Annotated in this window: 25 protein-coding genes and 1 tRNA gene; 20 read left to right on the plus strand and 6 right to left on the minus strand. The window is 44.4% G+C overall.

Features of this window, described 5'->3' with window-relative positions; all coding sequences use genetic code 11:
• Positions 1–198: 198 nt before the first annotated feature.
• The gene (locus MN199_RS10375; RefSeq protein WP_335739369.1) at positions 199–1,959 is read right to left on the minus strand and encodes a protein-disulfide reductase DsbD; all 1,761 of its coding nucleotides are present in this window, start codon (positions 1,957–1,959) and stop codon (positions 199–201) included.
• A 290-nt stretch (positions 1,960–2,249) separates the two neighbouring features.
• On the opposite strand from MN199_RS10375, the gene MN199_RS10380 reads away from it, so the two are divergent.
• From MN199_RS10380 to MN199_RS10390, 3 genes are all read left to right on the plus strand, one after another.
• Positions 2,250–2,540: a co-chaperone GroES gene (locus MN199_RS10380; protein ID WP_132585155.1), complete on the plus strand. Its 291-nt coding sequence runs from the start codon at positions 2,250–2,252 to the stop codon at positions 2,538–2,540.
• Positions 2,541–2,587: 47 nt separating this feature from the next.
• Positions 2,588–4,225, plus strand: a complete 1,638-nt coding sequence (gene groL, locus MN199_RS10385) for a chaperonin GroEL (RefSeq protein ID WP_335739370.1) — start codon at positions 2,588–2,590, stop codon at positions 4,223–4,225.
• A gap of 209 nt (positions 4,226–4,434) precedes the next feature.
• Complete coding sequence (locus MN199_RS10390) at positions 4,435–4,980, plus strand: DUF3016 domain-containing protein (protein WP_335739371.1); 546 nt, start codon at positions 4,435–4,437, stop codon at positions 4,978–4,980.
• Between the two features lie 15 nt (positions 4,981–4,995).
• Here MN199_RS10390 and MN199_RS10395 read toward each other — a convergent pair whose 3' ends face one another.
• Complete coding sequence (locus MN199_RS10395) at positions 4,996–5,307, minus strand: primosomal replication protein PriC (RefSeq protein ID WP_335739372.1); 312 nt, start codon at positions 5,305–5,307, stop codon at positions 4,996–4,998.
• Between the two features lie 164 nt (positions 5,308–5,471).
• Between MN199_RS10395 and MN199_RS10400 the strand changes: the two genes are divergently transcribed.
• Positions 5,472–5,864, plus strand: a complete 393-nt coding sequence (locus MN199_RS10400) for a MerC domain-containing protein (protein ID WP_132585143.1) — start codon at positions 5,472–5,474, stop codon at positions 5,862–5,864.
• 34 nt (positions 5,865–5,898) lie between these two features.
• Here MN199_RS10400 and MN199_RS10405 read toward each other — a convergent pair whose 3' ends face one another.
• Genes MN199_RS10405 through rsgA form a run of 3 tightly spaced genes read right to left on the minus strand, consistent with a single transcriptional unit; the run spans position 5,899 to position 8,560 of the window.
• On the minus strand, positions 5,899–6,594 hold the full coding sequence (locus MN199_RS10405; RefSeq protein WP_335739373.1) for a glycerophosphodiester phosphodiesterase: 696 nt from the start codon (positions 6,592–6,594) through the stop codon (positions 5,899–5,901).
• A gap of 37 nt (positions 6,595–6,631) precedes the next feature.
• A complete protein-coding gene (gene asd / locus MN199_RS10410; protein ID WP_335739374.1) occupies positions 6,632–7,489 on the minus strand; it encodes an archaetidylserine decarboxylase in 858 nt (285 codons plus the stop codon).
• A 36-nt stretch (positions 7,490–7,525) separates the two neighbouring features.
• Complete coding sequence (gene rsgA, locus MN199_RS10415) at positions 7,526–8,560, minus strand: small ribosomal subunit biogenesis GTPase RsgA (RefSeq protein WP_132585134.1); 1,035 nt, start codon at positions 8,558–8,560, stop codon at positions 7,526–7,528.
• A 111-nt stretch (positions 8,561–8,671) separates the two neighbouring features.
• Between rsgA and orn the strand changes: the two genes are divergently transcribed.
• The 4 genes from orn (at position 8,672) to MN199_RS10435 (ending at position 11,250) form a co-directional block, all read left to right on the plus strand.
• The gene (gene orn, locus MN199_RS10420) at positions 8,672–9,223 is read left to right on the plus strand and encodes an oligoribonuclease (RefSeq protein WP_132585131.1); all 552 of its coding nucleotides are present in this window, start codon (positions 8,672–8,674) and stop codon (positions 9,221–9,223) included.
• Positions 9,224–9,289: 66 nt separating this feature from the next.
• Positions 9,290–9,365, plus strand: a tRNA-Gly gene (locus MN199_RS10425).
• Positions 9,366–9,526: 161 nt separating this feature from the next.
• On the plus strand, positions 9,527–11,029 hold the full coding sequence (locus MN199_RS10430) for an acetyl-CoA hydrolase/transferase family protein (protein WP_132585128.1): 1,503 nt from the start codon (positions 9,527–9,529) through the stop codon (positions 11,027–11,029).
• A gap of 20 nt (positions 11,030–11,049) precedes the next feature.
• On the plus strand, positions 11,050–11,250 hold the full coding sequence (locus tag MN199_RS10435) for a DUF1289 domain-containing protein (RefSeq protein WP_335739375.1): 201 nt from the start codon (positions 11,050–11,052) through the stop codon (positions 11,248–11,250).
• Here the strand turns inward: MN199_RS10435 and queG are convergent.
• Positions 11,219–12,346, minus strand: a complete 1,128-nt coding sequence (queG, locus tag MN199_RS10440) for a tRNA epoxyqueuosine(34) reductase QueG (RefSeq protein ID WP_335739376.1) — start codon at positions 12,344–12,346, stop codon at positions 11,219–11,221. The genes MN199_RS10435 and queG overlap by 32 nt on opposite strands.
• 170 nt (positions 12,347–12,516) lie before the next feature.
• On the opposite strand from queG, the gene tsaE reads away from it, so the two are divergent.
• The 12 genes from tsaE to MN199_RS10500 all read left to right on the plus strand — a co-directional run bounded on the left by tsaE (position 12,517) and on the right by MN199_RS10500 (position 25,422).
• Positions 12,517–12,987 carry a tRNA (adenosine(37)-N6)-threonylcarbamoyltransferase complex ATPase subunit type 1 TsaE gene (gene tsaE / locus MN199_RS10445; protein WP_132585119.1) on the plus strand — a complete coding sequence of 157 codons (471 nt, stop codon included), beginning with the start codon at positions 12,517–12,519 and terminating at the stop codon, positions 12,985–12,987.
• Entirely contained in the window at positions 12,977–14,275 is a 1,299-nt protein-coding gene (locus tag MN199_RS10450) for an N-acetylmuramoyl-L-alanine amidase (protein ID WP_132585116.1), read from the plus strand. Before tsaE ends, MN199_RS10450 begins: the two co-directional genes overlap by 11 nt.
• Before the next feature lie 2 nt (positions 14,276–14,277).
• Positions 14,278–16,005, plus strand: a complete 1,728-nt coding sequence (gene mutL, locus MN199_RS10455; RefSeq protein ID WP_335739377.1) for a DNA mismatch repair endonuclease MutL — start codon at positions 14,278–14,280, stop codon at positions 16,003–16,005.
• A complete protein-coding gene (gene miaA, locus MN199_RS10460) occupies positions 16,005–16,934 on the plus strand; it encodes a tRNA (adenosine(37)-N6)-dimethylallyltransferase MiaA (protein ID WP_335739378.1) in 930 nt (309 codons plus the stop codon). Before mutL ends, miaA begins: the two co-directional genes overlap by 1 nt.
• Before the next feature lie 82 nt (positions 16,935–17,016).
• A complete protein-coding gene (gene hfq, locus MN199_RS10465) occupies positions 17,017–17,277 on the plus strand; it encodes an RNA chaperone Hfq (RefSeq protein WP_132585107.1) in 261 nt (86 codons plus the stop codon).
• Positions 17,278–17,294: 17 nt separating this feature from the next.
• Positions 17,295–18,590, plus strand: coding sequence for a ribosome rescue GTPase HflX (gene hflX / locus MN199_RS10470; RefSeq protein WP_335739379.1), 1,296 nt, complete (start codon positions 17,295–17,297; stop codon positions 18,588–18,590).
• A gap of 40 nt (positions 18,591–18,630) precedes the next feature.
• Complete coding sequence (gene hflK, locus MN199_RS10475) at positions 18,631–19,785, plus strand: FtsH protease activity modulator HflK (protein WP_132585102.1); 1,155 nt, start codon at positions 18,631–18,633, stop codon at positions 19,783–19,785.
• 3 nt (positions 19,786–19,788) lie between these two features.
• Entirely contained in the window at positions 19,789–20,673 is an 885-nt protein-coding gene (hflC, locus tag MN199_RS10480; RefSeq protein WP_132585100.1) for a protease modulator HflC, read from the plus strand.
• A gap of 62 nt (positions 20,674–20,735) precedes the next feature.
• The gene (locus MN199_RS10485) at positions 20,736–21,893 is read left to right on the plus strand and encodes an aminotransferase class V-fold PLP-dependent enzyme (protein ID WP_335739380.1); all 1,158 of its coding nucleotides are present in this window, start codon (positions 20,736–20,738) and stop codon (positions 21,891–21,893) included.
• A 136-nt stretch (positions 21,894–22,029) separates the two neighbouring features.
• Entirely contained in the window at positions 22,030–23,325 is a 1,296-nt protein-coding gene (locus MN199_RS10490) for an adenylosuccinate synthase (RefSeq protein ID WP_335739381.1), read from the plus strand.
• Between the two features lie 94 nt (positions 23,326–23,419).
• Positions 23,420–24,727, plus strand: coding sequence for a S41 family peptidase (locus MN199_RS10495; RefSeq protein ID WP_335739382.1), 1,308 nt, complete (start codon positions 23,420–23,422; stop codon positions 24,725–24,727).
• Between the two features lie 74 nt (positions 24,728–24,801).
• Positions 24,802–25,422, plus strand: a complete 621-nt coding sequence (locus MN199_RS10500; protein ID WP_132585093.1) for a tetratricopeptide repeat protein — start codon at positions 24,802–24,804, stop codon at positions 25,420–25,422.
• The last annotated feature ends 51 nt before the right edge of the window (positions 25,423–25,473 follow it).

The following is a 25,473-nucleotide window of genomic DNA, read 5'->3' on the forward strand; positions in this document are numbered from 1 at the left end:
GTTTTAATTCGGCTAAACCTTGCTAAAGCTAGGGTTTAACCGTATTTGCGTAGTAAAAACATACTGCAACAAAGCCGTTAGCTTAACAATAGCGCCTTATTATAGTGAAATCGTGACAAATCGCAGCAAAATACTGGTCTTATCAGCCAGAAAGACAAGAAAAGGTCGCGGCGTTGGCAAAGAAACACCGCGATCTGCTTACTGTTGCAGTTGTTGTAAGTGTGCGGAAAATTCGCTGGCGTTTTTAAAACCAGTTACGCGAGCCTGAGTTAGGTCGGTACCGTCTGGGCTGAAAAATAGCAAAGTTGGTAAGCCTAACACTCGGTAGTGTTCCAACACGGCTTGATCTTTAAGGGTATTTTTAGTGACATCAACCTTTAGTAATTGCATGTTTTGCATCTGCGCCTGAACTTCAGGTTTAGGAAAAGTTAAGTGCTCAAATTCTTTACAGGCAATGCACCAATCTGCGTACAGGTCGACCATAGTGTAGCGGCCATCACTATTGGCTACTTTTTGTTGTAGTTGTTCTAAGCTAGTAACCAACTCAAAACCTGTGCTTTGTGTTTGTGTTGCGGTAGTTGAGGTTGCTGGCGCTGGCCACCAATGCTGTATGTTTAAATACAAGATAGCGACCATAAGCAGTTGACCAATAATTAACAGTATCGCCTTCGCGCTGGAATTTTGCAGGCTAAAGAGCACCCGGTATATGTAGATAACGAACGCCAATGCTAATAATGACCCCGCGGCTAATACATAGCTAAACGGCAACATACGGTCAAGTAAAATAAGCGGTACGGCCAATAACAAAAAGCCAAAGGTCGATTTTACCGCGTTCATCCAGTTACCCGCTTTAGGTAAAAGCTTGCCACCTGAGCTGCCCAACAATAATAATGGCAAGCCCATACCTAGGCTTAAAATATATAAGGTTATGGCACCAAGCAGTAAATCACCGCTTTGGGCAACATACAATAATGCTGCCGATAACGGTGCGGTGGTGCACGGTGATGCAATTAAACCCGACAGCGCGCCCATAACAAAGGTGCCCTTGTGTGACCCGCCTTGTTGCTTGTTACTAACCTTGCTAATTTTCTCTTGCCAGCTTGATGGTAGGCTTAAATTAAATGCACCAAACATAGACAGCGCTAACACAATGAAAATAATACTGGCAACAATTAGCACGGCAGGGTGCTGCATATAGCCCTGAAATTTCACACCTAAACTAGCAATAACTAGCCCAAGTAATGAATAAGTAATAGCCATACCCTGCACGTAAGAAAACGATAAGGTAAAGGCGCGTTTATTGGACAAACCCGCACCTTGGCCAACAATAATGCTAGTTAAAATTGGGTACATTGGGAATACGCATGGCGTAAAGGCCAAACCAATACCCAATAAAAAAAAGCCCGCTAAGGTAGCAATGCTGGCGCCCGCAGTTAATTTCTCTGCCAGTTGGTTTTGGCTTGATACTGGCAGCGAACTTGAGGGCGTGCTGGTTGATGCCGCATTGGTGGGGGTAACCGATAATAGCGGTACTTCTTTAGTGACTGGCGGATAGCAAAGACCTGCTTCGGCACAGCCCATATACTGAATTTTAAATACTGCATCTTCGCTAACGTCAGTTAACGGAATACGCAGTGTAAGTTGATGAAAATAAACATCAGTTACACCAAAGTACTCATCTTCAATTTGCATACTAGCAGGGTACGATGGGTGAGAAAAACTCACCGCAATGCCGCCGAGTTTAATTTTGTCTTTGTATAAATAGTAGTTATCAGCAATGTTCCAGCTAATAATTAATGCATTGTCCTGCTGAATAAAATCAAACTCAAAGGCTTGGTCAACAGGCAAAAAATTGTCAGTCGGCTTAAGTAAGCTATCGAGCACTGAATTTTGTTGTGCGAGTGCAGCCCCTGCTAAGGCAAACCATAATAAAAATGGCAGAACAAATACTTTAAACATCTACTTATATTTCCTCATATACCGCGCCTACATAGCTGTAGTGCAACATTGCTCAGTTACAGAATACGACAATAGCCGAGGCTTGGCTTTCTATTTGTCATAAATTTCGTGTAAGTAAAGACCTTGTATTTACGCAGGTTATTTCACTAACTGCTGAAATAAATATTTATTAAACAAAAGACTAAGAAATTTTAGCCTTAGCCCTTGGTTTTTTTTTCGCGTTACCCCATATATGCAGCACACAATTTAACACCCATGTTAAATCACAAAGAAGCTTTAGGAGATAGAGCATGAATATTCGTCCATTACATGACCGTGTCATCATCAAACGTTTAGAAGCTGAGAGCAAATCAGCTGGTGGCATTGTACTAACTGGCGCTTCAGCAGAGAAATCTACTCGTGGTGAAGTTGTTGCAGTGGGCAATGGCCGCGTTTTAGAGAGCGGTGATGTAAAACCGTTAGACGTTAAAGTTGGCGACAAAGTACTGTTCGGCGCTTATGTTGAGCGCACTGAGAAAATTGATGGTCAAGAATACGTGATCACCAAAGAAGACAATATCTTAGGTGTAATTCTGGATTAATTTTTTGAACCGTATAACGCATTAACTAAATGTAAGGATTAAAGAAAATGGCAGCAAAAGACGTACGTTTTGGCGATGAAGCCCGTAACAAGATGCTTAAAGGCGTCAATATTTTAGCAAACGCTGTGCGCGTAACTTTAGGGCCAAAAGGCCGTAACGTTATTTTAGACAAGTCATTCGGCGCGCCACTGATCACTAAAGATGGTGTATCAGTAGCAAAAGAAATTGAGCTAGAAGACAAGTTTGAAAATATGGGCGCGCAGATGGTGAAAGAAGTTGCTTCTAAAGCCAATGATGAGGCTGGTGACGGCACAACTACTGCAACAGTATTAGCGCAAAACATCATTAACGAAGGTGTTAAAGCGGTTGCAGCCGGTATGAATCCAATGGATTTAAAACGCGGTATTGATAAAGCCGTTATTGCTGCAGTAGCTGAATTGAAATTACTGTCGCAACCATGTGCTGATACTAAAGCTATTGCTCAAGTAGGTACTATTTCAGCTAACTCTGACGATGAAATTGGCCAAATTATTGCCAATGCCATGGACAAAGTAGGCAAAGAAGGCGTTATTACTGTTGAAGAAGGCCAAGGTCTAGCAAACGAGCTAGATGTGGTTGAAGGTATGCAGTTTGACCGTGGTTACTTGTCACCTTATTTCATCAACAACCAAGAAGCGGGCCAGGTAGAATTGGATAACCCGTACATTCTTACTATTGATAAGAAAATTTCTAACATCCGTGAGTTATTACCGGTATTAGAAGGCGTAGCTAAATCAGGTAAGCCATTGTTAATTATTGCTGAAGACGTAGAAGGCGAAGCGTTAGCTACGTTAGTAGTAAATAACATGCGTGGTATCGTTAAAATTTCTGCAGTAAAAGCACCAGGTTTCGGCGATCGTCGTAAAGCCATGCTGCAAGATATTGCTACTTTAGCTGGCGGTACGGTAATTTCTGAAGAAATTGGTATGGAATTAGAAAAAGCCGGCTTAGAAGAGTTAGGTACAGCTAAACGCGTAGTGATCACCAAAGATAACACCACTATTATTGACGGTGCTGGTGAGCAAGGCGCTATTGATGCCCGCGTGAAGCAAATACGCCAGCAAATTGAAGAAGCAACCTCAGATTACGATAAAGAAAAACTGCAAGAGCGTTTAGCTAAATTAGCTGGCGGTGTTGCTGTAATCAAAGTAGGTGCGGCAACTGAAATTGAAATGAAAGAGAAAAAACACCGCGTTGAAGATGCATTACATGCAACTCGTGCCGCAGTAGAAGAGGGCGTAGTGCCTGGCGGTGGCGTAGCCTTAGTGCGTGTAGCGGCTAAATTAGTTGATTTACGTGGCCTTAACGAAGACCAAAACCACGGTATTAAAATTGCCTTACGGGCAATGGAATCGCCACTGCGTCAAATCGTTGATAACGCCGGTGATGAATCATCAGTAGTAGTAAACCAAGTTAAACAAGGTACTGGTAACTACGGTTACAACGCGGCAACGGGTGAGTACGGCGATATGCTAGAAATGGGTATCTTAGACCCAACTAAAGTAACGCGTTCAGCACTGCAGTTTGCGGCCTCTGTAGGTTCATTAATGATTACTACCGAAGCTATGGTTACTGAACTACCAAAGTCTGACACTGGTGCAATGCCTGATATGGGCGGCATGGGTGGTATGGGCGGTATGATGTAAACCGTTGGTAAGTTATCACTTACTTAAAACCCCAGCATTGCTGGGGTTTTTGTTTTTAGGCTAAGGTGTTTTGGCTACATCTTTATACAAAACATTACGAGCATAGTGTTAGCAATTAGCGTTATAGTGGTAACAGTAACTAAACTTAATATGTACTTTAGGCTCTAATGGTGTGACTAAACTCACCTAACAACAGCAGGAGATTGGCGATGCGTAATAAACTTGTTATTTGCGGATTTGCGGCGCTGCTATGCAGCACAATTTATTCGGCCGAGCTGCACTCTGCCGAGGTTGAAGTAAAATGGCAGCAGCCAGAAAAATTTACTGATATTCAACCTTCAAACGATAATCGTAAAGTGTACCGTGAACGGGTAATGAAAAAGTTTGATGAGTTTTTTCAACAGCTCGCCGCCAAGTTGCCAGAAGGCTATAGCTGGCAGGTTACGGTTACTGATATCGATCTTGCCGGTGATGTAGACTACTTCGCAGGTGGTGCTGGTAATGCGCTACGCATAGTGAAAGATTTATACTCACCCGCCATTAAGTTTAACCACGTATTGCGTGATAATTTTGGCGAAGAACTGTTAAACGAAGAAGAAAAGCTACGCGATCTGGGTTTTATGCAAACCATAGGGCAAAATACTAATTCTAACGATTTTCATTATGAACAAACCATGTTGCAAAACTGGTTTAACAAGGTGCTATTACCAAAAGTAGAGCAGCATAGCGCGGCACTACCTAAAGTAAGTCAGTAAAATATGTCGGCTAATTTAGCTACTGATGGCTGCGCGAAACTCAGCTAGCGTGCTGTGTAGCTGCTTTAACTGCTGCACAACACGCTGTAGCGTAGCGGTATTAAACTGCTGACTATGGCGCATTGCAGCTACCTGTTCTGCCGTTTCGGCTAAATAAGGCATAAAGCGATTACTAGACGCTTGAAATAATTGGTTATCAGCAAAAATGCGCTGGTGCTTGGCATGGCCTTGCTGTTGCAAGTTATCAAGCAGTGCATCAGCGTCTACGGCTTTGCGGTACAGCTCTTTCAAATTGTCATCAAGTTGCGTAAGTAAAGTATCCATCATCGCGCTTAGCTAAAGAATAATAGCGGCATTATGCCATAAGGCCGTATCCACTTCAGCACGCGTGGCGGGTGAGAACAAAAGTATTTTTTACACGAACCGTTCCCTTCGCAAATGTTTTGTTATACTATATCGTTTCATTAGTTTTACTATCTAGAGTGAGCATCGTGTTAGCAGCGGTTAGAAATGCATTTGATAAAATCGGTATTACAGTAACGTCGCTTTGCGCTATTCACTGTATTTTGCTGCCGGTTATTCTGCCTGTATTGCCTTTGTTGGGGTTAAGTGCAGTGCATAATCACGCTTTTGAACGCATTGTATTACTGATTACTATGGTGCTGGGCTTTATTACCTTGTTTATTGGTTTTCATCGTTACCACCGTAAACTTTATCCGTTTTACTCGTTATTTCTTGGCGGTTTTATTTACTGGCAAAAGGATACTTGGGGCGCGGATTACGAGCACGTCGTATTAATGGTAGGTGCGGCGCTGGTAGTATTAGCGCACGTAATGAATATGCGCTTATGTAATAGCTGCAATAGCTGTGAAGACGAGCATTAACAGCCAAGTGAGTTAACTTAGCTTTATCTACACTTTACTGCGGCAATAAGCAGCCTCGACTTCTTGCTGGATAATTAGTAAAAATGCCATCTACACCATATTGCTGCATTCTGGCAATGTCATCTGCACTATCAACCGTATACACATACACTTTCAGCCCTCGCGCTTTGGCGTCATCGACGAAAGCTTGGTTAATAAAGCTAATATCGCAATTTACCGAGTTAGCTTGCAGCTGTTGGGCAAAGGCCGCGTAATCAATGGGTAAACTCGCTGTTAGCGCACCGAGCTTTAACTCCGGCCTAGTGTGTTTTAGCTGTAATAATAAATGATGGTTAAACGACGAGATTAGCAATTGCTGGCAGTCAAAACCAAGTTGTTGCTCGGCTTGTTGCAGCAGTGCTAGTAACGGCGCTACGGTGTTTTCACCCTTTAATTCAATATTCAACCATAACTTATTTTGCACGCGCTGCAGCACCTGCCACAGCGTAGGAATTTTCTCGCCGCTGCCGGCATCTAGCTGCATTAGCTGGGCTAAGCTGTGCTGATAAATACTGCCAGTGCCATTAGTGGTGCGTGCTAAGTGGTAGTCGTGGATCACAATTAATTCGCCATCAACCACAAACACATCAAGTTCGATAGCGTCGGCACACTGCATAATGGCGTGGTCGAATGCTAACAGCGTGTTTTCTGGATATTCGCCGCTAGCACCGCGATGGGCAATAATTTGCATTTATCTCCACCTTGAAAAATTAGTTATGGCCTAAACGTTAGTTTAGCTTAGCAAACGGCTCACCCATGCGGGTTACTGTGCCTGCTTGTTGCTCAGCTAAAAATTGTAGTTTATTAGCTGGAAATGCCAACACGACAGTAGAGCCTAATTTAAAGCGGCCCATTTCGGCGCCTTTTTCTAGCGTAATCGCGGTTTTACCGTGTGCCGGATAATTCCAACGGAATACATGCTTACCGGCTGGCGGCGTTACCGTGCCGGCCCATACGGTTTCAATGCTGGCAACAATAGTTGCGCCTACTAATACCAAGGCCATTGGCCCTAACTCGGTATCAAAAATAGTGACTACGCGTTCATTGCGGGCAAATAAGTCGGGTACGTTTTCAGCGGTTAACGGGTTAACGGAAAACAGGTCTCCAGGGACGTAAATCATTTGCCGTAATGTGCCTGTAATTGGCATATGAATGCGATGATAATCTTTAGGTGCTAAATAAATAGTGGCAAATTCGCCGCCCATAAAGGGTTCGGCAGTGGCTATATCGCCGCCTAATAACGCTTGCAGCGAATAGTTATGGTTTTTTGCTTGCACCAGTTGGCCTTGTACAATAGAGCCTAGTTGGCTAATGCAACCGTCTACCGGATGAGCAATAATGTGGGGCTCGATGGCTAATGGGCGAATACCGTCTTTTAATGGCCGAGTAAAAAATTCGTTAAAGCTGGCATATTGCTCTGCGTTTTCAAATTGCGCTTCAGCCATATTAATACCGTAAGCCTTAATAAAACGGTTAATTAAAAAATGTGTAAACCAGCCCAGTTTTGCCGCGGCAAGTTTACCTACTAAGCGTGAAATTAAATGCTTTGGCAGAAGATACTGCAGGGTAATTTTTAAATTATCCATTGTGCTCTCAGTTATAAGTTAGTTATTGGTGATCGGTTAAAAATAATTGGGTTTATCTTGCGCCATACTGGCAAGAATTTTTAAATAGCTGTCGTAGCGTTCATGGCTAACCTCGCCATTCTCGACGGCATGCTGAATGGCACAGCCCGGATCGGCAATATGTTTGCAGTCGCGGTATTTGCAGCGCCCTAACCAAGGCGTAAACTCGACAAAACCGCGCGTTACTTCTTCAGCGGTTAAATGCCATAGAGCAAATTCGCGAATACCCGGTGAATCTATTAGATCTCCACCATTAGGTAAATGATACAACCGCGATACCGTGGTTGTATGCTGCCCAAGACCTGAGTTAGTCGAAACCTCTTGGGTGTGTGCCGCTAGGCCTGGCATTAGGCTGTTCATTAATGATGATTTACCCACACCGGATTGACCAACAAAGATGCTGGTGCCGCTATGTAAGTAATCGAGTAATTGCTGCATGCCCAAGTTGGCTTTAGCGCTAACCAGCAAAAAATCATAGCCAAGCTTTTGATATAACGCGAGTTGCTGCTCGGTAGCTTGTAGTTCATCTGCGCTAAGTAAGTCTACTTTATTAATGACCAGCAAGGGTTTAATACCGGTTATTTCGGCAGCAACTAAGTAGCGGTCGATAATATTTAGTGACAGCGTAGGTAAAATAGCTGAAACAATAATCATTAAGTCGATATTAGCGGCTACTGGTTTTAGGCCATCATAAAAATCGGGGCGTAATAGCACTGAGCTGCGTTCTTCTACCGCATCAATTACGCCATCTACACCACCTGTGGGGTGCAATGCGCGACGCCAAATTACCTGATCACCGGTTACCAGTGAGGCAATAGCGCGGCGCATATTACAGCGCACCACGTCGCCGTGCTGATCTTCAACGTCGGCGTGCTGGCCAAAGCGGCTTAATACTAAACCGGTTTCTACGGCGGCAAAGCTGGCGTCATCAACAGATTCGACACCTTTGTTTTTTGCTACCCTTAGCCTTTTACTGGCGTTATCGACAATGCGCTGCTGTTGGCGCTGGGTAAGATGTTTTTTCTTCGTCACGGCGTCTGTTTTCGCTCTGATGTAAAGGATGCTATTACTGCTAAGCTTAGGGCGTGTATGATACCCGTATTCTGTAAATGAACAAAGCAGCATGCTGCGTAAGGGCTTTTGATGAGTGTAAATGATAATAATCTAGTTTGGCTTGATTTAGAAATGACCGGACTAGAGCCAAAAACCGACGTTATTCTAGAAATGGCGACCATAGTTACTGATAGTCAGTTAAATATACTCGCTGAAGGGCCGGTGTTTGCTATTAAACAATCGGACGAGGTGCTAGATAATATGAGTGCTTGGTGTGTTGAGCAACATGGCAAAAGTGGTTTAACCGCCCGCTGTCGTGCAAGTAGCGTTAGCTTAGCTGAGGCTGAGCAGCAAACAATTGCCTTTTTACAGCAATATGTAAATGCGGGTAAATCGCCAATGTGTGGCAATAGCATTGGCCAAGACCGGCGTTTTTTAGCAGAATATGCACCACAATTGGAAGCTTTTTTTCACTACCGTAATTTAGACGTGAGTACGGTAAAAGAATTGGCACGGCGCTGGCACCCTGATGTATTAGCGAAAGTACAAAAAGCCGGCAGCCATTTAGCGCTAGACGATATTCGCGAGTCAATTGCTGAATTAGTAACCTATCGCACGCATTTTTTTAAATTACCTGAATAAAATGCTTGCATAAGCCAACCGATTTTGTAAAATGCGCGCCATCAGAACGCAACAGCGTTAGATTTTGCGAGTATAGCTCAGCTGGTAGAGCGCGACCTTGCCAAGGTCGAGGTCACGAGTTCGAACCTCGTTACTCGCTCCAAATTAATAAAAAAAGCCGCTTTTTAGCGGCTTTTTTTATTGCTATTTTACGCCGAGTGATTTATTGCTCTATTCTTATTAGACTTAAGTCTAGGTTGGCTAGTCAGCTGCTATCTTTACTCATAGAATGACGCCCTTTTTGTCGTACTGAGATAATAGCTTATGTCGTTAGAACGTATTCGCCTTGCTTCATTGCACACTAAAGTAATGTCAGCTGAACTTGCCGCTGACATGATTGAAGATGGTATGACCGTGGGAATGAGTGGTTTTACCCGTGCTGGCGAAGCCAAAGCAGTGCCCCAAGCGTTGGCACTAAAAGCGTTAACTACACCAATGAAAATTACCTTAATGACCGGCGCATCTTTAGGTAACGATCTTGATAAAAAAATGACCGAAGCCGGTATGCTGGCACGACGGATGCCGTTTCAAGTTGACAGTACATTACGCAAAGCGATTAACAGCGGTCAAGTTATGTTTATTGACCAACATTTATCTGAAACCGTAGAGCAATTGCGTAATCATCAGCTAAAGCTGCCCGATATTGCGATTATTGAAGCAGTTGCCATTACCGAGCAAGGCCATATTGTGCCAACTACGTCAGTGGGGAACTCGGCAAGCTTTGCTATTTTTGCCAAAAAGGTGATTATTGAAATTAACCTTGGTCAAAACCCAAATTTAGAAGGTTTGCATGATATCTACATTCCCAGTTATCGGCCAACGCGCACGCCAGTGCCATTAGTTAAAGCGGATGATCGTATTGGTAGTACTGCCATTCCAATTGATCCGGCAAAAATTGTTGCCATAGTGTTCACCGATAAAACTGACTCACCTTCAACCGTTACTGAGCCTGATGCCGACACACAAGCAATTGCTAATCATTTAGTCGCATTTTTAGAACAAGAAGTAGTAGATGGGCGCTTACCAAAAAATCTTGGCCCATTACAAGCGGGCATTGGTAATATCGCCAACTCAGTAATGACTGGCTTAATCGCCTCGTCGTTTGAACACTTAACGATGTATTCTGAAGTGCTACAAGATTCTACCTTTGATTTAATTGATGCCGGCAAACTGGATTTTGCTTCAGGAAGCTCCATTACCTTATCCGAGCGGCGTAATAAAAGTGTGTTTGGTAATTTAGATAAATATAAACATAAGCTGGTACTGCGACCGCAAGAAATATCTAACCATCCTGAATTAGTGCGCCGTTTAGGCATTATTGCCATTAACACTGCGCTAGAATTTGATCTGTACGGCAACATTAACTCTACCCACGTTTGTGGCACTAGAATGATGAATGGTATTGGTGGCTCTGGTGATTTTGCCCGCAATGCGCATTTAGCTATTTTTGTTACTAAATCGGTGGCTAAAGACGGCACTATTTCTAGTGTCGTGCCTATGGTAAGCCATGTTGATCACACGGAACACGATGTTGATATTTTAGTAACAGAGCAAGGTTTAGCTGATTTACGTGGTTTAGCACCGCGTGAGCGCGCAGTTCAGGTGATCACGCATTGTGTGCACCCGACCTATCGTGAAGCTTTATTAGATTACTATAACCGAGCTTGCGCAAAAGGTGGGCATACACCACACTTATTAACTGAAGCCTTATCTTGGCACCAGCGTTTAGAGGAAACCGGCACTATGCTGTCAACGAGCGCAGTGTAGGCTAAATAAAGAAGGTAGTTATGTTGCGTTCGCCCTGTGTTCGACATTGCTGTTTAGATCAGCAAGACTGCTGTCTTGGTTGTGGCCGGCTATTAACCGAGATCACGCAGTGGAGCACGGCGAGCGAACAACAACAGCAACAAATTCTAATTGCGGCTAAACAACGAAAAGATGAGCGAGATGCCAAACTTAAGCATCTCGAGGCAAACCTTTTTCGATAATGCGCACTAAACGTGCGGTTTTTCGGGGTATTAATGAGTCTTGCTGCCAGCCTTTGCGTTTTTGCTGCTGTAATGCCCAGTGAATGTGCTCGGCAACTAAGGCAGTGGTGTCTGCTAACTTTTGCTGTAAAGCGCTAATAACCGTATCGCTGTACGGTGCGTTACCTAAAGCTACAGCAATATTGCGCTGCCAGCGCTCAAAACCAATACGACGAATTGCACTGCCTTCAGTGTAATTCAGAAATTCGTGTTCTTGCCAATTAAACAAACTGAGTAAACTTTGGTTTTGCCATTGTTCTCGGCGCTGAAAGTCGGCTTCTATTGATAGTGGGGCCTGACGGTTTTCTGGGCAAACTAACTGGCAGTCGTCACAGCCATAAATGCGGTTGCCAATTAATGAGCGAAACTCTTCAGGTATTGCGCCTTTAAGCTCAATAGTTAAATACGAAATACAGCGACGGCCGTCAACTACATAGGGCGCAACAATAGCGCCTGTGGGGCAACTGGTGATGCAAGCCACGCAGCTACCGCAATTGCCATCATGAGGTGTATCAATAGGCAGCGGTAAATTGATGAGTAGTTCGCCAAGGAAAAACCACGAACCGGCTTCTTGGTTTAATAATAAGCTGTGTTTACCCACCCAACCTAGGCCAGCTTGTTGGGCTAGTGGGCGTTCTAATATTGGTGCTGAATCGGTAAAGGGACGAAAACCTAGTTCAGCCACCTGCTGGTTAATGCGTTGGCCTAATTGCTTTAAGCGGTTGCGTATCAGTTTGTGATAATCTCGGCCTAGCGCATAGCGGCTAATATAGGCCTGCGTTGGGTCAGCCAAGTTTGTAGCAAAACTCGCACCCTGCGGCAAGTAATCCATTCGTACACTAAGCACCCTAACTGTGCCGGGAACTAATTCGGCGGGCCTTGCTCTTAGCATGCCGTGGTTGGCCATATAATCCATTTCGCCGTGATAGCCAGCATCTAGCCAGTGTTGTAAGTGGCGCTCGGCGTCGGGCAAACTAACGCCAGTAATACCTAGATCAGCAAAACCTAACTCTTTTGCCCACGTTTTTATTTGTTGCGCTAGCGCTGCATAATCCATAGAAACAGTAGTAACTGATGTAAGGGTGGGTAATTTAGCATAAATTGTTGCAGCTCGGCTAACCTGTTACGCTAGCTAAAGCGGTAATACGCGGTTTTACTGGCTCATTAGTGACTTAATTTGTTAACATGGCAGCGATTTATTCATGGTAGCAAACAGTGTGGTGACCGGTGGCGCAATATCAGAGTGTATTAAAAGATGAAGCGGCAACAATATTGTTGGCACAGCAACTTGCGCGCTATGTAAAACCTGGGCAAACGTTATTTTTGCATGGTAGCTTAGGCGCAGGGAAAACCACCTTTAGCCGTGGCTTACTTAACGCGCTTGGCCATAATGGCACGGTTAAAAGTCCAACCTACACCTTGGTTGAGCCTTATCAATTTGCTGGCTTTACTGTGTTTCATTTTGACCTATATCGTTTACGTGATGCCGAAGAATTAGAGTTTATGGGTATTCGCGACTATTTTCGTGCCGATACGTTATGTTTGATCGAATGGCCGGAGCAAGGCATGGGTTATTTACCTATACCCGATCTCGACATACACTTAGTTTTTCAGCAAGAGCACCGACAGGTAACGCTAACGGCAAATACCAATGTGGGTGCCAACATAATAAAAGCCTTAGCAGATAATGAAAAATAATAATTACATAATTAAAAGCTGCTTACTGTTACTGGTTTTACTGAGCTCAGTCGCGGCGGCAAATCAGGTTCAGGGTGTACGTGTTTGGCCGTCACCAGATAATACCCGCATAGTGTTTGATATGGCGGCAGCGCCTGTACACAAAAGTTTTACCCTAAATAAGCCAGAGCGACTGGTTATAGATTTAAGCAACATTAAAGGCGGTAGTACCTTACCGCAAATATCCGGTGAGTCTGCGCTAATTAAAGCCATTCGTAGCAGTGGCGATGCCAACAAGATGCGTATTGTTTTAGATTTAAACAAGGCGACTAAAACGAGTGTTTTTGCGCTGCCGCCCACACCGCCATACGGCCACCGTTTAGTGGTCGACTTATTTGATGACAGCCCAGTAGAAAACATACCGCCAGTCGCTATTCGTGCGGCACGCGATATTGTTATTGCTATTGATGCTGGACATGGTGGCGAAGACCCTGGTTCTATAGGCCCTAGTGGTTTTTATGAAAAAAACATCACCTTGCCGGTTGCAACACAGTTGGCAAGATTAATTAATGCTCAGCCGGGCATGAAAGCAATGATGGTGCGCACCAATGACTATTATATTCATGTAAACAAACGCACCGAAATTGCTCGGGGTCAGCAAGCTGATTTGTTAGTATCAATACACGCTGATGCCTTTACTTCGCCGCAACCGCGCGGGGCATCGGTTTGGGTATTATCAATGCGTCGTGCGACAACCGAAGTGGGCCGAATGCTGGAGCAAACTGAGCGACATTCTGAGCTGCTTGGTGGTGTAGCTGAAATTATTAAAGATTCAGTGAATGAGCGTTATCTGGCACAAACAGTATTAGATTTGTCGATGAATCATTCAATGATTACCGCACATCAAGTTGCCAGCGAAGTATTGTTAGAGTTAGACCGAATTGCCTTTTTGCATAAAAAAGAGCCGCAAGCTGCCAGCCTTGGCGTACTTAAAGCACCCGATATTCCGTCTATTTTGGTAGAAATTGGTTTTATTTCTAACCCACAAGAAGAAAAATTATTAAAGTCAGCTAGTCATCAGTCTAAGCTAGCGCAGTCATTATTTACCGCATTAAAGCGCCATTTTGAAAAATCGCCGCCAGCAGATTCGCTCTTCGCGCAACAACGATCACGTGAACACCGAGTTAGCGCCGGTGAATCATTATCGCTATTGGCTCAGCGTTATAACGTTTCTATCGACGACTTACGGCATATTAATAAGTTAAGCTCTGACAGCATTAATGTTGGCCAGACGCTACGGATCCCTTAAATATGGCGATCCGAATATTATCCCCGCAGCTGGCGAATCAGATAGCGGCGGGAGAGGTTGTTGAGCGGCCAGCCTCAGTAGTAAAAGAGCTGGTTGAAAATAGCCTAGATGCTGGCGCAGATGTTATTGAAATAGATATAGAAAAAGGCGGCAGCAAACTTATTCGGGTGCGGGATAATGGTAGCGGGATACCAGAACAAGAGTTGGTATTGGCACTAAGTCGGCATGCAACCAGTAAAATTGCTGATCTAGATGATTTAGAGGCCATTAGCAGCTTGGGCTTTCGTGGAGAAGCCCTTGCCAGTATTAGCTCGGTATCCCGGCTAACATTAACCTCGCGGACGCATGATCAGAGCGCGGCTTGGCAAGCAACTGCTGCCGGTCGTGATATGCACGTAGATGTACGCCCAGCGGCGCATCCTGTTGGTACCAGCATTGAAGTGCTCGATTTATTTTTTAATACGCCAGCGCGGCGTAAATTTTTGCGCACCGATAAAACCGAATTTAGCCATATTGACGAACTGGTTAAACGTTTAGCCTTAAGCCGCTATGACGTAACGTGGCAATTGACCCACAATGGGCAGCCAGTACGCCGCTTAAAAGCGGCAGATTCCGCAGAGCAGCGGCAAAAACGCGTCGCCGCGTTATGTGGCCGTGCCTTTAGCGAGCATGCTGCTTTTATTGAAAACCAATATGGCGATGTGCGTATTTGGGGTTGGATTGTGCAACCTGAAGCTTGTTCTGCTCAGCTGCAGTGTCAGTACAGCTACGTTAATGGCCGCATGATGCGCGACAAGCTACTTAATCATGCTATTCGCCAAGCTTATGGTGAGCACTTACTTGCTGATCAGCAACCGGCGTTTGTGTTGTATTTAGAGCTCGACCCACGTCAGGTGGATGTTAACGTGCACCCAGCAAAGCATGAGGTGCGCTTTCATCAAGCCAGATTAATTCATGATTTTGTCGTGTCAGCTTTAACTGATGCACTGCACCAGCTTACACCTCGACCTCAGCTAGCCATAGTCGCGCCATCTGAAGTGCAGGAGCAAAGTAGAGAGGCTTACCCCTCAGCAAGTCATGTGCGCCAATGGCCGAGCGCAGGTCGTGCTGCATCGACATATCAAGCCTCAGCCGCGGCGGTAAATCGTGAACTATCGTATTGGCAACATCAGGCCAACACTGAGCCCGCTGTTGCCATACCTGTGACACAGCAAGCTACCGAGCACGCCGTTAGCACTGCAGCGTTACTGATCGCTGATAATCGCTATTTATTGCAGCAACAGGCAGAAAATATTCACGTTATCGATTTAATACCGACACTTACGGCCTATTTTTCTGTGCATCCGCAACCGGCGCAACCCATATTATTGCCACAACGTATAACCGTTAATGCCAAACAAATTGCTTTATTAACGCAACAAGCAGAACAATTTAATCAGTTAGGTTTTGATTTACTACTTAGCGATAAGATACTGATTATTCGAGCAGTGCCTAGCTGGCTGAGGCATAGCGCTATTAGCCAATGGTTACCGCTTTGGCTTGAGCAGTTGTGCCTAGATAGCCCAGAGCCGCTAGTACAGCATTTATTGTCTATGCTACTTAATGCTAATAGGGTATCGGCAAGGGCGGTGCTACACTCCATACCGCAATTACTTAATGCCCCAGAATTTTGGTTAAGTGTGCCGCTGCAGCTAGAAACAACGCTGAGTTTGTTAACGGAACAGAATTAATGAGCCAAGCAGTGAATAATGTAGTTTTTATAATGGGGCCAACGGCGTCTGGCAAAACGGCACTGGCAACGGCATTACATCAGCAGATCCCGTCAGAGGTAATTAGTGTTGATAGTGCGCTAGTTTACCGCGATATGAATATTGGCACTGCCAAGCCAACAGCGGCCGAGCAGAAAGTTACACCGCACCATCTTATTGATATACGCGATGCCGTCCAGAGCTATTCTGCGGCAGATTTTCGTAATGATGCGTTAAGATTAATTGCTGAAATACAACATCGTGGTAACATTCCAATTCTGGTTGGCGGCACTATGTTGTATTTTAAAGCCTTGCTTGAGGGAATATCGCCATTACCTGAAGCGAATGCAGAGATACGGGCTCAACTTGAGCGTGAAGCTCAAAGCCGAGGCTGGGCAGCGTTGCACGATGAATTAGCAAGGGTTGATATTATTGCCGCGCAGCGCATTCATCCGAATGATCCGCAGCGAATTAATCGTGCGCTAGAAGTGTACAGAATTACCGGCCGGACTTTAACAGAATTAACCGCAGACAAAGGGGAACCTTTTCCTTTTCCTGTACACCAATTCGCTATTGCGCCTGCCGAGCGCTCGGTATTGCATCACCGTATTGCCTTGCGTTTTGAGCAAATGTTAGCGGCAGGTTTTGAACAAGAAGTACAAGCTTTACGGCAGCGTACTGATTTACATATTGATTTACCCTCTATTCGCTGCGTAGGTTATCGGCAAATGTGGCAGTATTTAGACGGCGAGTGCAGTTACACTGAGATGACTGAGCGAGGCATTGCGGCAACGCGACAGTTAGCAAAACGGCAATTAACTTGGTTACGCGGCTGGTCGCAGTTAAATTGGCTGGAAAGTGACGCGCCAGTGACAGAAAACTTGCAAGCGATTTTAACTTCGCTAAGCTGAATAAATAAAAATGCTTTAACAACTTGAAATAAAAAAAATAATACTCATATAAGACACACTAATAATAAAAGGAAAGCGGCACATGGCAAAGGGCCAATCTTTACAAGACCCATTTTTAAACACCTTGAGACGGGAACGTATTCCAGTGTCAATTTACTTGGTGAATGGTATTAAACTTCAGGGTCAGATCGAATCTTTCGATCAGTTTGTTATTTTACTGAAAAATACCGTCAGTCAGATGGTATATAAACACGCCATCTCAACCGTCGTACCAGCACGTGCCGTTAATACAATGATCAGTCATAGTAACGGTCAGGGCGACGACGAAGACGATACGGAATAATAACAGGGAGCTTTCGCTTGTCTGACATTAGCGTTATTGCGGAACAAGCGATCCTTGTCCATGTGAACTTTTCGCAGCAGCACAACAGCGAAGATTTGAGTGAACTCAAATTGTTGGTGTCTTCTGCTGGCGTCGAATGCCTGCAAGTCGTTACGACGAGCAGAAGTGCGCCTGATGCAAAATTTTTTGTTGGCTCCGGCAAGGCGGCTGAAATTGCTGCGTTAGTAGCAGAAACAGAAGCCGATGTTATTATTTTCAATCATGCCTTAAGTCCCGCGCAAACGCGTAATCTTGAACGCATTTGTTTAGCTCGAGTTATTGACCGTACTACCCTTATTCTCGATATCTTTGCCCAGCGTGCCCGTACCTTTGAAGGTAAGTTGCAGGTTGAACTGGCTCAGTTACAGCATTTAGCCTCTCGCTTGGTGCGGGGGTGGGAAGGTTTAGACCGGCAAAAAGGCGGTATTGGCATGCGTGGCCCGGGCGAGACACAGCTTGAAACCGACCGGCGTTTATTGAACGAGCGTATTAAAGCGCTACAAACTAGGTTAGCTAAACTAGAAACTCAGCGCGAGCAAGGTCGCAAAGCCAGGCAAAAAGCTGAAGTGCCCGTAGTATCAGTGGTGGGTTACACCAACGCAGGTAAATCAACGCTGTTTAATCGGCTAACTAACGCAGGCGTGTACGCTGCCGATCAGTTATTTGCTACCTTAGATCCGACATTACGCAAGCTAAAACTAAAAGGCATCGGCGACATTATATTAGCTGATACTGTTGGCTTTATTCGGCATTTACCGCATGATCTAGTGGCGGCATTTAAATCTACCTTACAAGAAACTCGTGAAGCTGATATTCAACTGCACGTTGTTGACGTTGCTGATGCACGTAAAGACAGCAATATGCAGCAGGTTGACGCTATTCTTGAAGAAATAGACGCCGACCAAATACCTCAGTTATTAGTCTTTAATAAAGTTGACCTACTACATCAAGCGCCGCGTATTGAATATAATGAATACGGCCAACCTGCTGCGGTGTATTTATCGGCGGCTACCGGCGCCGGTATCGATTTATTAGTGCAAGCGATAACTCAACTGTTATCCGAGCAATTTTTTGATGTAATGCTGTTGCTACCGCCGGCTCAGTCAGTGTGGCGGTCGCGGTTTCATCAACAGCATTGTATCGCGCACGAACAGTTTGACAGCGAGGGTAACTGTGAGCTGAAATTGCGAATTAGTGACAGCGTATGGCAGCGTTATTTAAAGCAGTCTCAAGGCGTGCTAGAAAACTATATCGTCAGCGCGCCGGTAATTTGATACATTAACCTTTATTTTGCAACTTAGAACGGAGTAGAGCATGGCTTGGAATGAGCCCGGCAACAATGGTAAAAATAACGACCCGTGGAAACAGGGCGGTCGTGATCAGGGGCCACCAGATTTAGATGAAGTATTTCGTAACTTCGGCAAAAAGCTAGGCGGCGTTTTTGGCGGTGGTAAATCTTCTGGTGGCAATAGCGGTGGTGGCTTTGCTGCTGCTTCGCTGTTGATATTAGTTGTTGCTGCGCTGGTATGGGCTTTTAGTGGCTTTTATACCATTCAAACGGCTGAACGCGGTGTGATTTTACGCTTTGGTCAATACCATAGTGAAGTTACTGCTGGTATTCATTGGAAGCCCACCTTTGTTGATACTGTTATTCCGGTAGACGTTGATGAAGTGCGTACCTTGCGTACTGATGGCTTTATGTTAACTCAAGATCAAAACTTGGTGCGAGTTACCTTTGAAGTACAGTATAAAATACTCGACCCGATGCTATATTTGTTCTCGGTTGTCGATGCTGATAACAGCTTGAAAGAAGCTACTGACTCTGCGCTTCGCTTTGTTATTGGTCACTCAATTATGGATGACGTGTTAACGCGTGGCCGTGAAGTGGTGCGGCAGAATACGCGTACTGAGCTTGAGATGATCATGGAACCCTACAAAACGGGTTTAAGTGTAGTCGATGTGTATTTCCGCGATGCGCGGCCGCCAGAAGAAGTGCGCGCTGCGTTTGATGATGCGATTTCTGCGCAAGAAGACCAAGAACGTTTTGTCAAAGAAGCAGATGCCTATGCTCGCGAAATTGAACCTCGTGCTCGTGGTCAAGTAAACCGTGTAATGCAAGAAGCCGAAGCCTATAAGCAACAAATTGTGTTAAAAGCACAAGGTGAAGTAGCGCGCTTTGAAAAGTTATTACCAGAATATATTGCGGCACCTAAAGTAACTCGCGATCGTATCTATCTAGAAACTATGGAACAAGTGTATAGCAGCACATCTAAAGTGCTGGTAGACGTAAAAAATGGCAATAATATTATGTATTTACCGTTAGATAAAATGTTGAACAATCAAGGTTCAACTGAACAACGTAGCCAACCAGCAACGTTATCTACGCCGCGTACTCAGTTAGATAGCAGCAATACTGAAGTAAGACAAAACACTGCCCGTGGCAGTGAGCCGCGTACTGGTAGGGGATAAAAAATGAAGAATTTTCTAATTGCTATTTTCGTAGTACTGGCAGTTGTAGTGGTGTCTTCACTGTTTGTTGTCGCAGAAGGCAAACGCGCTATTGTCATTCAATTTGGTAAAATTCAAGTTGACGATGCTAATAAAGTTAAAGTATTTGGCCCTGGCTTACATATAAAAATTCCGTTTATTGAAGACGTAAAAATGTTTGATGCACGTATTCAAACGTTGGACGATCCTGCGGATCGTTTTGTTACTGCCGAGAAAAAAGACTTATTGGTAGATAGCTACGTTAAATGGCGGATTAAAGATTTTGGTGCGTACTTTGTTGCTACTCGTGGTGGTAATAAAGCCCAAGCTGAAGACCGCTTAAAAGGCATAATTAATAACGGTTTACGTTCTGAGTTTGGTTCAAGAACCATTCAAGAAATTGTTTCTGGCGAACGTACTCAGCTAATGCAAGGCGCGTTATCTCAGGTTGCCGCTTCTGCTGATGAGTTTGGCATTGAAGTAGTTGACGTCCGAGTTAAGCAAATTAACTTACCAAACGAAATTAGTAATTCAATATTTGCTCGTATGCGTGCAGAGCGTCAGGCTGTAGCCCGTGAGCATCGTTCTAAAGGTATGGAAGAAGCTGAAATTATCCGCGCTGATGTAGATGCTAGGGTAACAGTAATGCTGGCCGATGCTGAGCGTAACTCGCGTACTGTGCGTGGCGATGGCGATGCAACAGCCGCTAAGGTATATGCAGACGTGTACAGTAAGAACCCTGAGTTTTATTCCTTTGTGCGCAGCATGGAAGCCTATAAAAAGAGCTTCGATAGTAAAAGTGACGTGTTAGTAGTGCAGCCAGATAATGATTTCTTTAAATATATGAAATCAGAAAAATCAGGTAAGTAAGCACATTTAGTTTAAAGGGCCCGAAAGGGCCTTTTTTATAACAAATAGTTACTGGGGGAGCCATGTACCAGCAGTTTTATCAGCAATTTTTAAATGCTAATAAAGGCAAGCAACATTTTGCCTGTCACTCACATCACTATTGGCCTGATATTACACGTGAGGCTATGTTGGAATATTGGGATGACACCGCAAGGCTCGTCGATGATAAATGGCGTTATATATTTGCCGAAAAAGTGCCGCAAACCCAGCAACTTATTGCCGATGTTTTGCACTTACCTCATCCTGAGCAGTTGGTGTTTGCGCCTAATACTCATGAACTGGTTATGCGCTTACTTAGTTGTTTTGATTTACGCCAACCGGTTAAAATTCTAACCACAGACAGCGAATTTTATAGCTTCACACGACAAGTAAAGCGCTTGGCTGAATACGATAATATACAGCTAGATATTATTCCAACTGAACCTTTTGCAACCTTTGAACAACGCTTTGCTGCTGCTGCAGCGGCGCAACAGTATCAACTTATTTTTTGTAGTCAGGTATTTTTTAACTCGGGTTATGCCATAGCTAATTTAACTGGTTTTGTGCAACAGCTTGCCACTAACCCGGATACGATGATTGTTATCGACGGTTATCATGCGTTTATGGCAATACCGACCGATCTTTCTGCAATAGCTGAACGTGTTTTTTATATAGCCGGTAGCTATAAATACGCACAGGGTGGTGAAGGCTGCTGTTTTATGGCCGTGCCTGTCGGCAGTAGCGAACGGCCGTTGTATACCGGCTGGTTTGCCGAGTTTGGTACGTTAACGGCAGAAAAATCTGCGGCGATATTATATAGCGAAGATGGCTACCGTTTTGCTGGCGCTACCATGGATTACACGGCGCTGTATCGGTTAAATTCGGTACTGCGACTGTTTAAACAGCAAGGCATTAGCGTTGGCCGTATTCATCAATACGTACAACAATTACAGCAAGTATTTTTAGCTAAGGTAGCTGAGCTTAATCACCCGCAATTAAATAATAAAACCCTAGTTGCCCACGATCTAAGTTGTCATGGCCACTTTCTGACCTTCCGTTTTGGCAGCTTAGTAGAGGTGGCAGAACTAGCTGCTGTACTTAAACGTGCCGGTATAGAAACGGATTATCGCGGAGACCGGTTACGTTTTGGCTTCGCGTTGTACCATAATAGTGAACAATATGACCTAAGTTGCTTAGCATAGCGATATTTAACCTGCTGAATACACACCATAAAACGAGCCGCTGATAAAAAAGCGGCTTTTTTTCTTCCAGACGGCTGAAACTTGGTTGCCAATTTGGTAGACTCCACACCTAATTTTTCTCCATGATGTAGGGACCATGGCCAAAAACGTCGTTGTACTCGGCACCCAATGGGGTGACGAAGGTAAAGGTAAAATCGTCGATTTATTAACAGATAAAGCCTGTTATGTGGTGCGCTATCAAGGCGGCCATAATGCTGGCCACACTTTAGTGATCGATGGTGAAAAAACCGTATTGCATTTAATTCCATCGGGTATTTTGCGTGCAAACGTAAAATGTGTGATTGGTAACGGTGTAGTATTATCACCAGAAGCCTTTTTAAGAGAAATGACCATGCTCGAGCAGCGTGGCATTCCAGTTAAAGAACGCTTGCTATTAAGTGAAGCCTGCCCGCTAATTTTGCCATTTCACGTTGAACTGGATAAAGCGCGCGAGCTAGCACTGGGTGATAAGCCTATCGGCACGACGGGTCGCGGTATTGGCCCAGCGTATGAAGATAAAGTTGCCCGTCGCGGTTTACGCGTAGGCGATTTGTTTAATCCAGAACTGTTTGCTGAAAAGCTAAAAGTAGTCATGGATTTACATAACTTCACCTTAACCCAATATCACAAAGTACCTGCTGTTGATTATCAAAAAACGTTAGACGATGCGCTAGCTATTGCTGATATTCTAAAGCCGCTGATTGTTGACGTAACGGATTTACTCGATAAAGCCCGCAAAGCTGGTAAAGAAATTATGTTTGAAGGCGCACAGGGCACACTGCTTGATATCGATCATGGCACTTACCCCTATGTTACTTCATCTAACACTACCGCAGGTGGTGTAGCAACAGGTGCAGGTTTTGGCCCACGTTACCTTGATTATGTGCTAGGTATTGTTAAAGCTTATACCACGCGCGTAGGTTCAGGCCCATTCCCAACCGAACTTGATTGCGAAATTGGTCAACACTTAGGTGTTAAGGGACACGAGTTTGGTGCTACTACCGGCCGTAAGCGTCGCTGTGGTTGGTTTGATGCGGTGGCAGTTAAACGTGCCGTGCAGCTAAATAGTATTTCAGGTTTTTGTTTAACTAAGCTTGATGTACTAGACGGCCTTGAAACCATCAAAATATGCATTGGCTATAAAGATAGCGCAGGTAATGTTGCTGATGTGCCGCCATTGGCTGCTGAAGGTTACGACTTAGTAACACCAGTATATGAAGAAATGCCAGGTTGGAGCGAAACAACGTTTGGTGTGCAACAGTTAGATAAGTTGCCACAGGCTGCGCGTAACTATATTAATCGTATAGAGCAGCTAACAGGCGTACCGGTTGATATCGTATCGACAGGCCCGGACCGAGTTGAAACGATAGTACTGCGTCATCCATTTGCCTAAGTGGTGTTGTAAGCATGTTACCTCGTATAAAACGCTGCCCTTTGGTAGCGTTTTTGTTTTATGCTGTAACAAACAGCTTAAGAAAGGGTGAGTTATGCGCAAAATTATTTTACTCGCGGTATCTGTATTGTTAAATGCCTGTGGCGGCGGAGGCGACATTACTGCGCCAACTCAGCTATGCCAACGCACTGATACCAATGCCAAGATTTTTTGTGCGTTACAAAAAGATTATTTATGGTATCAGGCATTACCAACCACGATTGAGCCGGCAAATTATGCTACACCACAAGCCTTACTTGATGCTGTTGCTGAACCACAAGATCGGTTTAGCTTTGTATTAACTGAACAAGAATACGAAGACCGTTACATTAATGCTACCTACTTTGGTTATGGTTTTGCTACAGTACGTGCTGATAATAATGGGGCGTTACAACTTATTTATGTATTTGACGACGGTTCGGCTGCGCAAAACGGCCTGCGCCGAGGTGACAAAATTGTCGAAATTGAAGGGCGCAGTGTGGCTAGCTGGCTAAGTCAGTTAGATGCAGGGAAAATAACTAACGATGACATCTACGGCCCAAATGTCGCAGGTGTAGTCCGTAATTTTGTCTGGAAAAAGCCAGATAACAGCACATTATCTGCTGATTTAATTAAGCGGGATGTTGCCACTAACACCGTACTACATACCTCAGTGGTTGTGCAGGGTAATAAGCGTGTTGGCTATTTAGTATTTAACAGTTTTATTGAATTATCCGAATTTGAATTAGAACAAGCCTTTGCTTATTTTGTTCAGCAAAATATTAACGAATTAGTATTAGATTTACGCTATAATGGTGGGGGTTTAATCCGCGTAGCTAACCAATTAAGTACACAAATTGCTCGCAATGCGGTGCAAGGGCAAACTTTTGTAAAGTATCAGTATAACGACCAAAACAGCGGAAAAAATAACACTTCATTGTTTTCTCTTGGCGCAGGGCGTAGCGCCTTAAACTTAAATCGCGTATTTACCCTTACTACCGGCAGCACCTGTTCAGCGAGTGAATTAGTTATTAACTCGTTAGCGCCATTTATTGATGTGGTGCAAATTGGTGAACCCACCTGTGGTAAACCTGTGGGTATGCAGCCTGATCTTATTAATAATTATGTACTGTTTGCGATTAACTTTCAGACTGTGAACGCGCTGGGACAAGGCGATTATTTTTCTGGTTTAACACCTGAATGTGCGGTTGCTAGTGCGACAACTGGTGATTGGGGTACCGCAAATGACCCGCTGTATGCAACGGCCTTGGCCTATATTGCGGGTAACGGCTGTAATCAGCAGGCTGTAGCAACCAGCATGAATCGTATGCTGGCAATTAAACCGCGAAGTACGGCGCCTTGGCAGGTAAACAATGAGCAGTAGTCGGCGTGAAAATTGCTTAATAATTGCTGTGTATGGCCGATAACAGCTTAGCTGACAATTTTTAGGCACAAATTATGATAAAACCGTTTTGGTTAGTGCTACTTAGCTTAGCATTACAAACTTTGACTATTAAAGCGCAAGAGCTAGACGCAGTGCAGTTATATACTCAAGATGAGCTATTAACGCTTATTCGTACCAATAGCCACTTGCAACGCGTGCGTAAAGACGATTGTCAGCTAGTCAAAGATATTGAAGCCAGAGCCGACATTATGCAGTTGCCAGCTTATCAGTTTTTATACGGTGATATGCTAGCCTATGCGGTTTGTGTGCCGCGTAATATAGAGCGCGGTTGGGATTTAATGCTGCAAGCTGCAGCGCAAGGTTTACCTGAAGGCTTAGAGCAGGTAGGCCGTTATTATCATACTGGCCGTTTTGTGCAACCAGATATGAACAAAGCCATTATATATTTACGTGAGGCCTCGGCGCTGGGCAATCTAAAAGCGCAGTTGCGGTTAGCGCAAATACTTATTGATGGCCATGGCAGCCCGGTAGACTTTGAACAAAGTTACCGTTGGCTGCATCATGCGGTAACGGCCGATGCCGCGACCCATAAAAAAATTACCCAGCAACTGGCAAAACTGGCCGAAAAAATGCCACCCAAAGTGGTAGCAAATGCGAAACGGTCAGCTAAATGAAGTTCATACTCATATACAGTTTTAGCTGTTACACTTAATATAATTTAGGAA

The sequence above is a fragment of the Rheinheimera metallidurans genome (assembly GCF_036983985.1).
Classification (GTDB): Bacteria; Pseudomonadota; Gammaproteobacteria; order Enterobacterales; family Alteromonadaceae; genus Alishewanella; species Alishewanella metallidurans.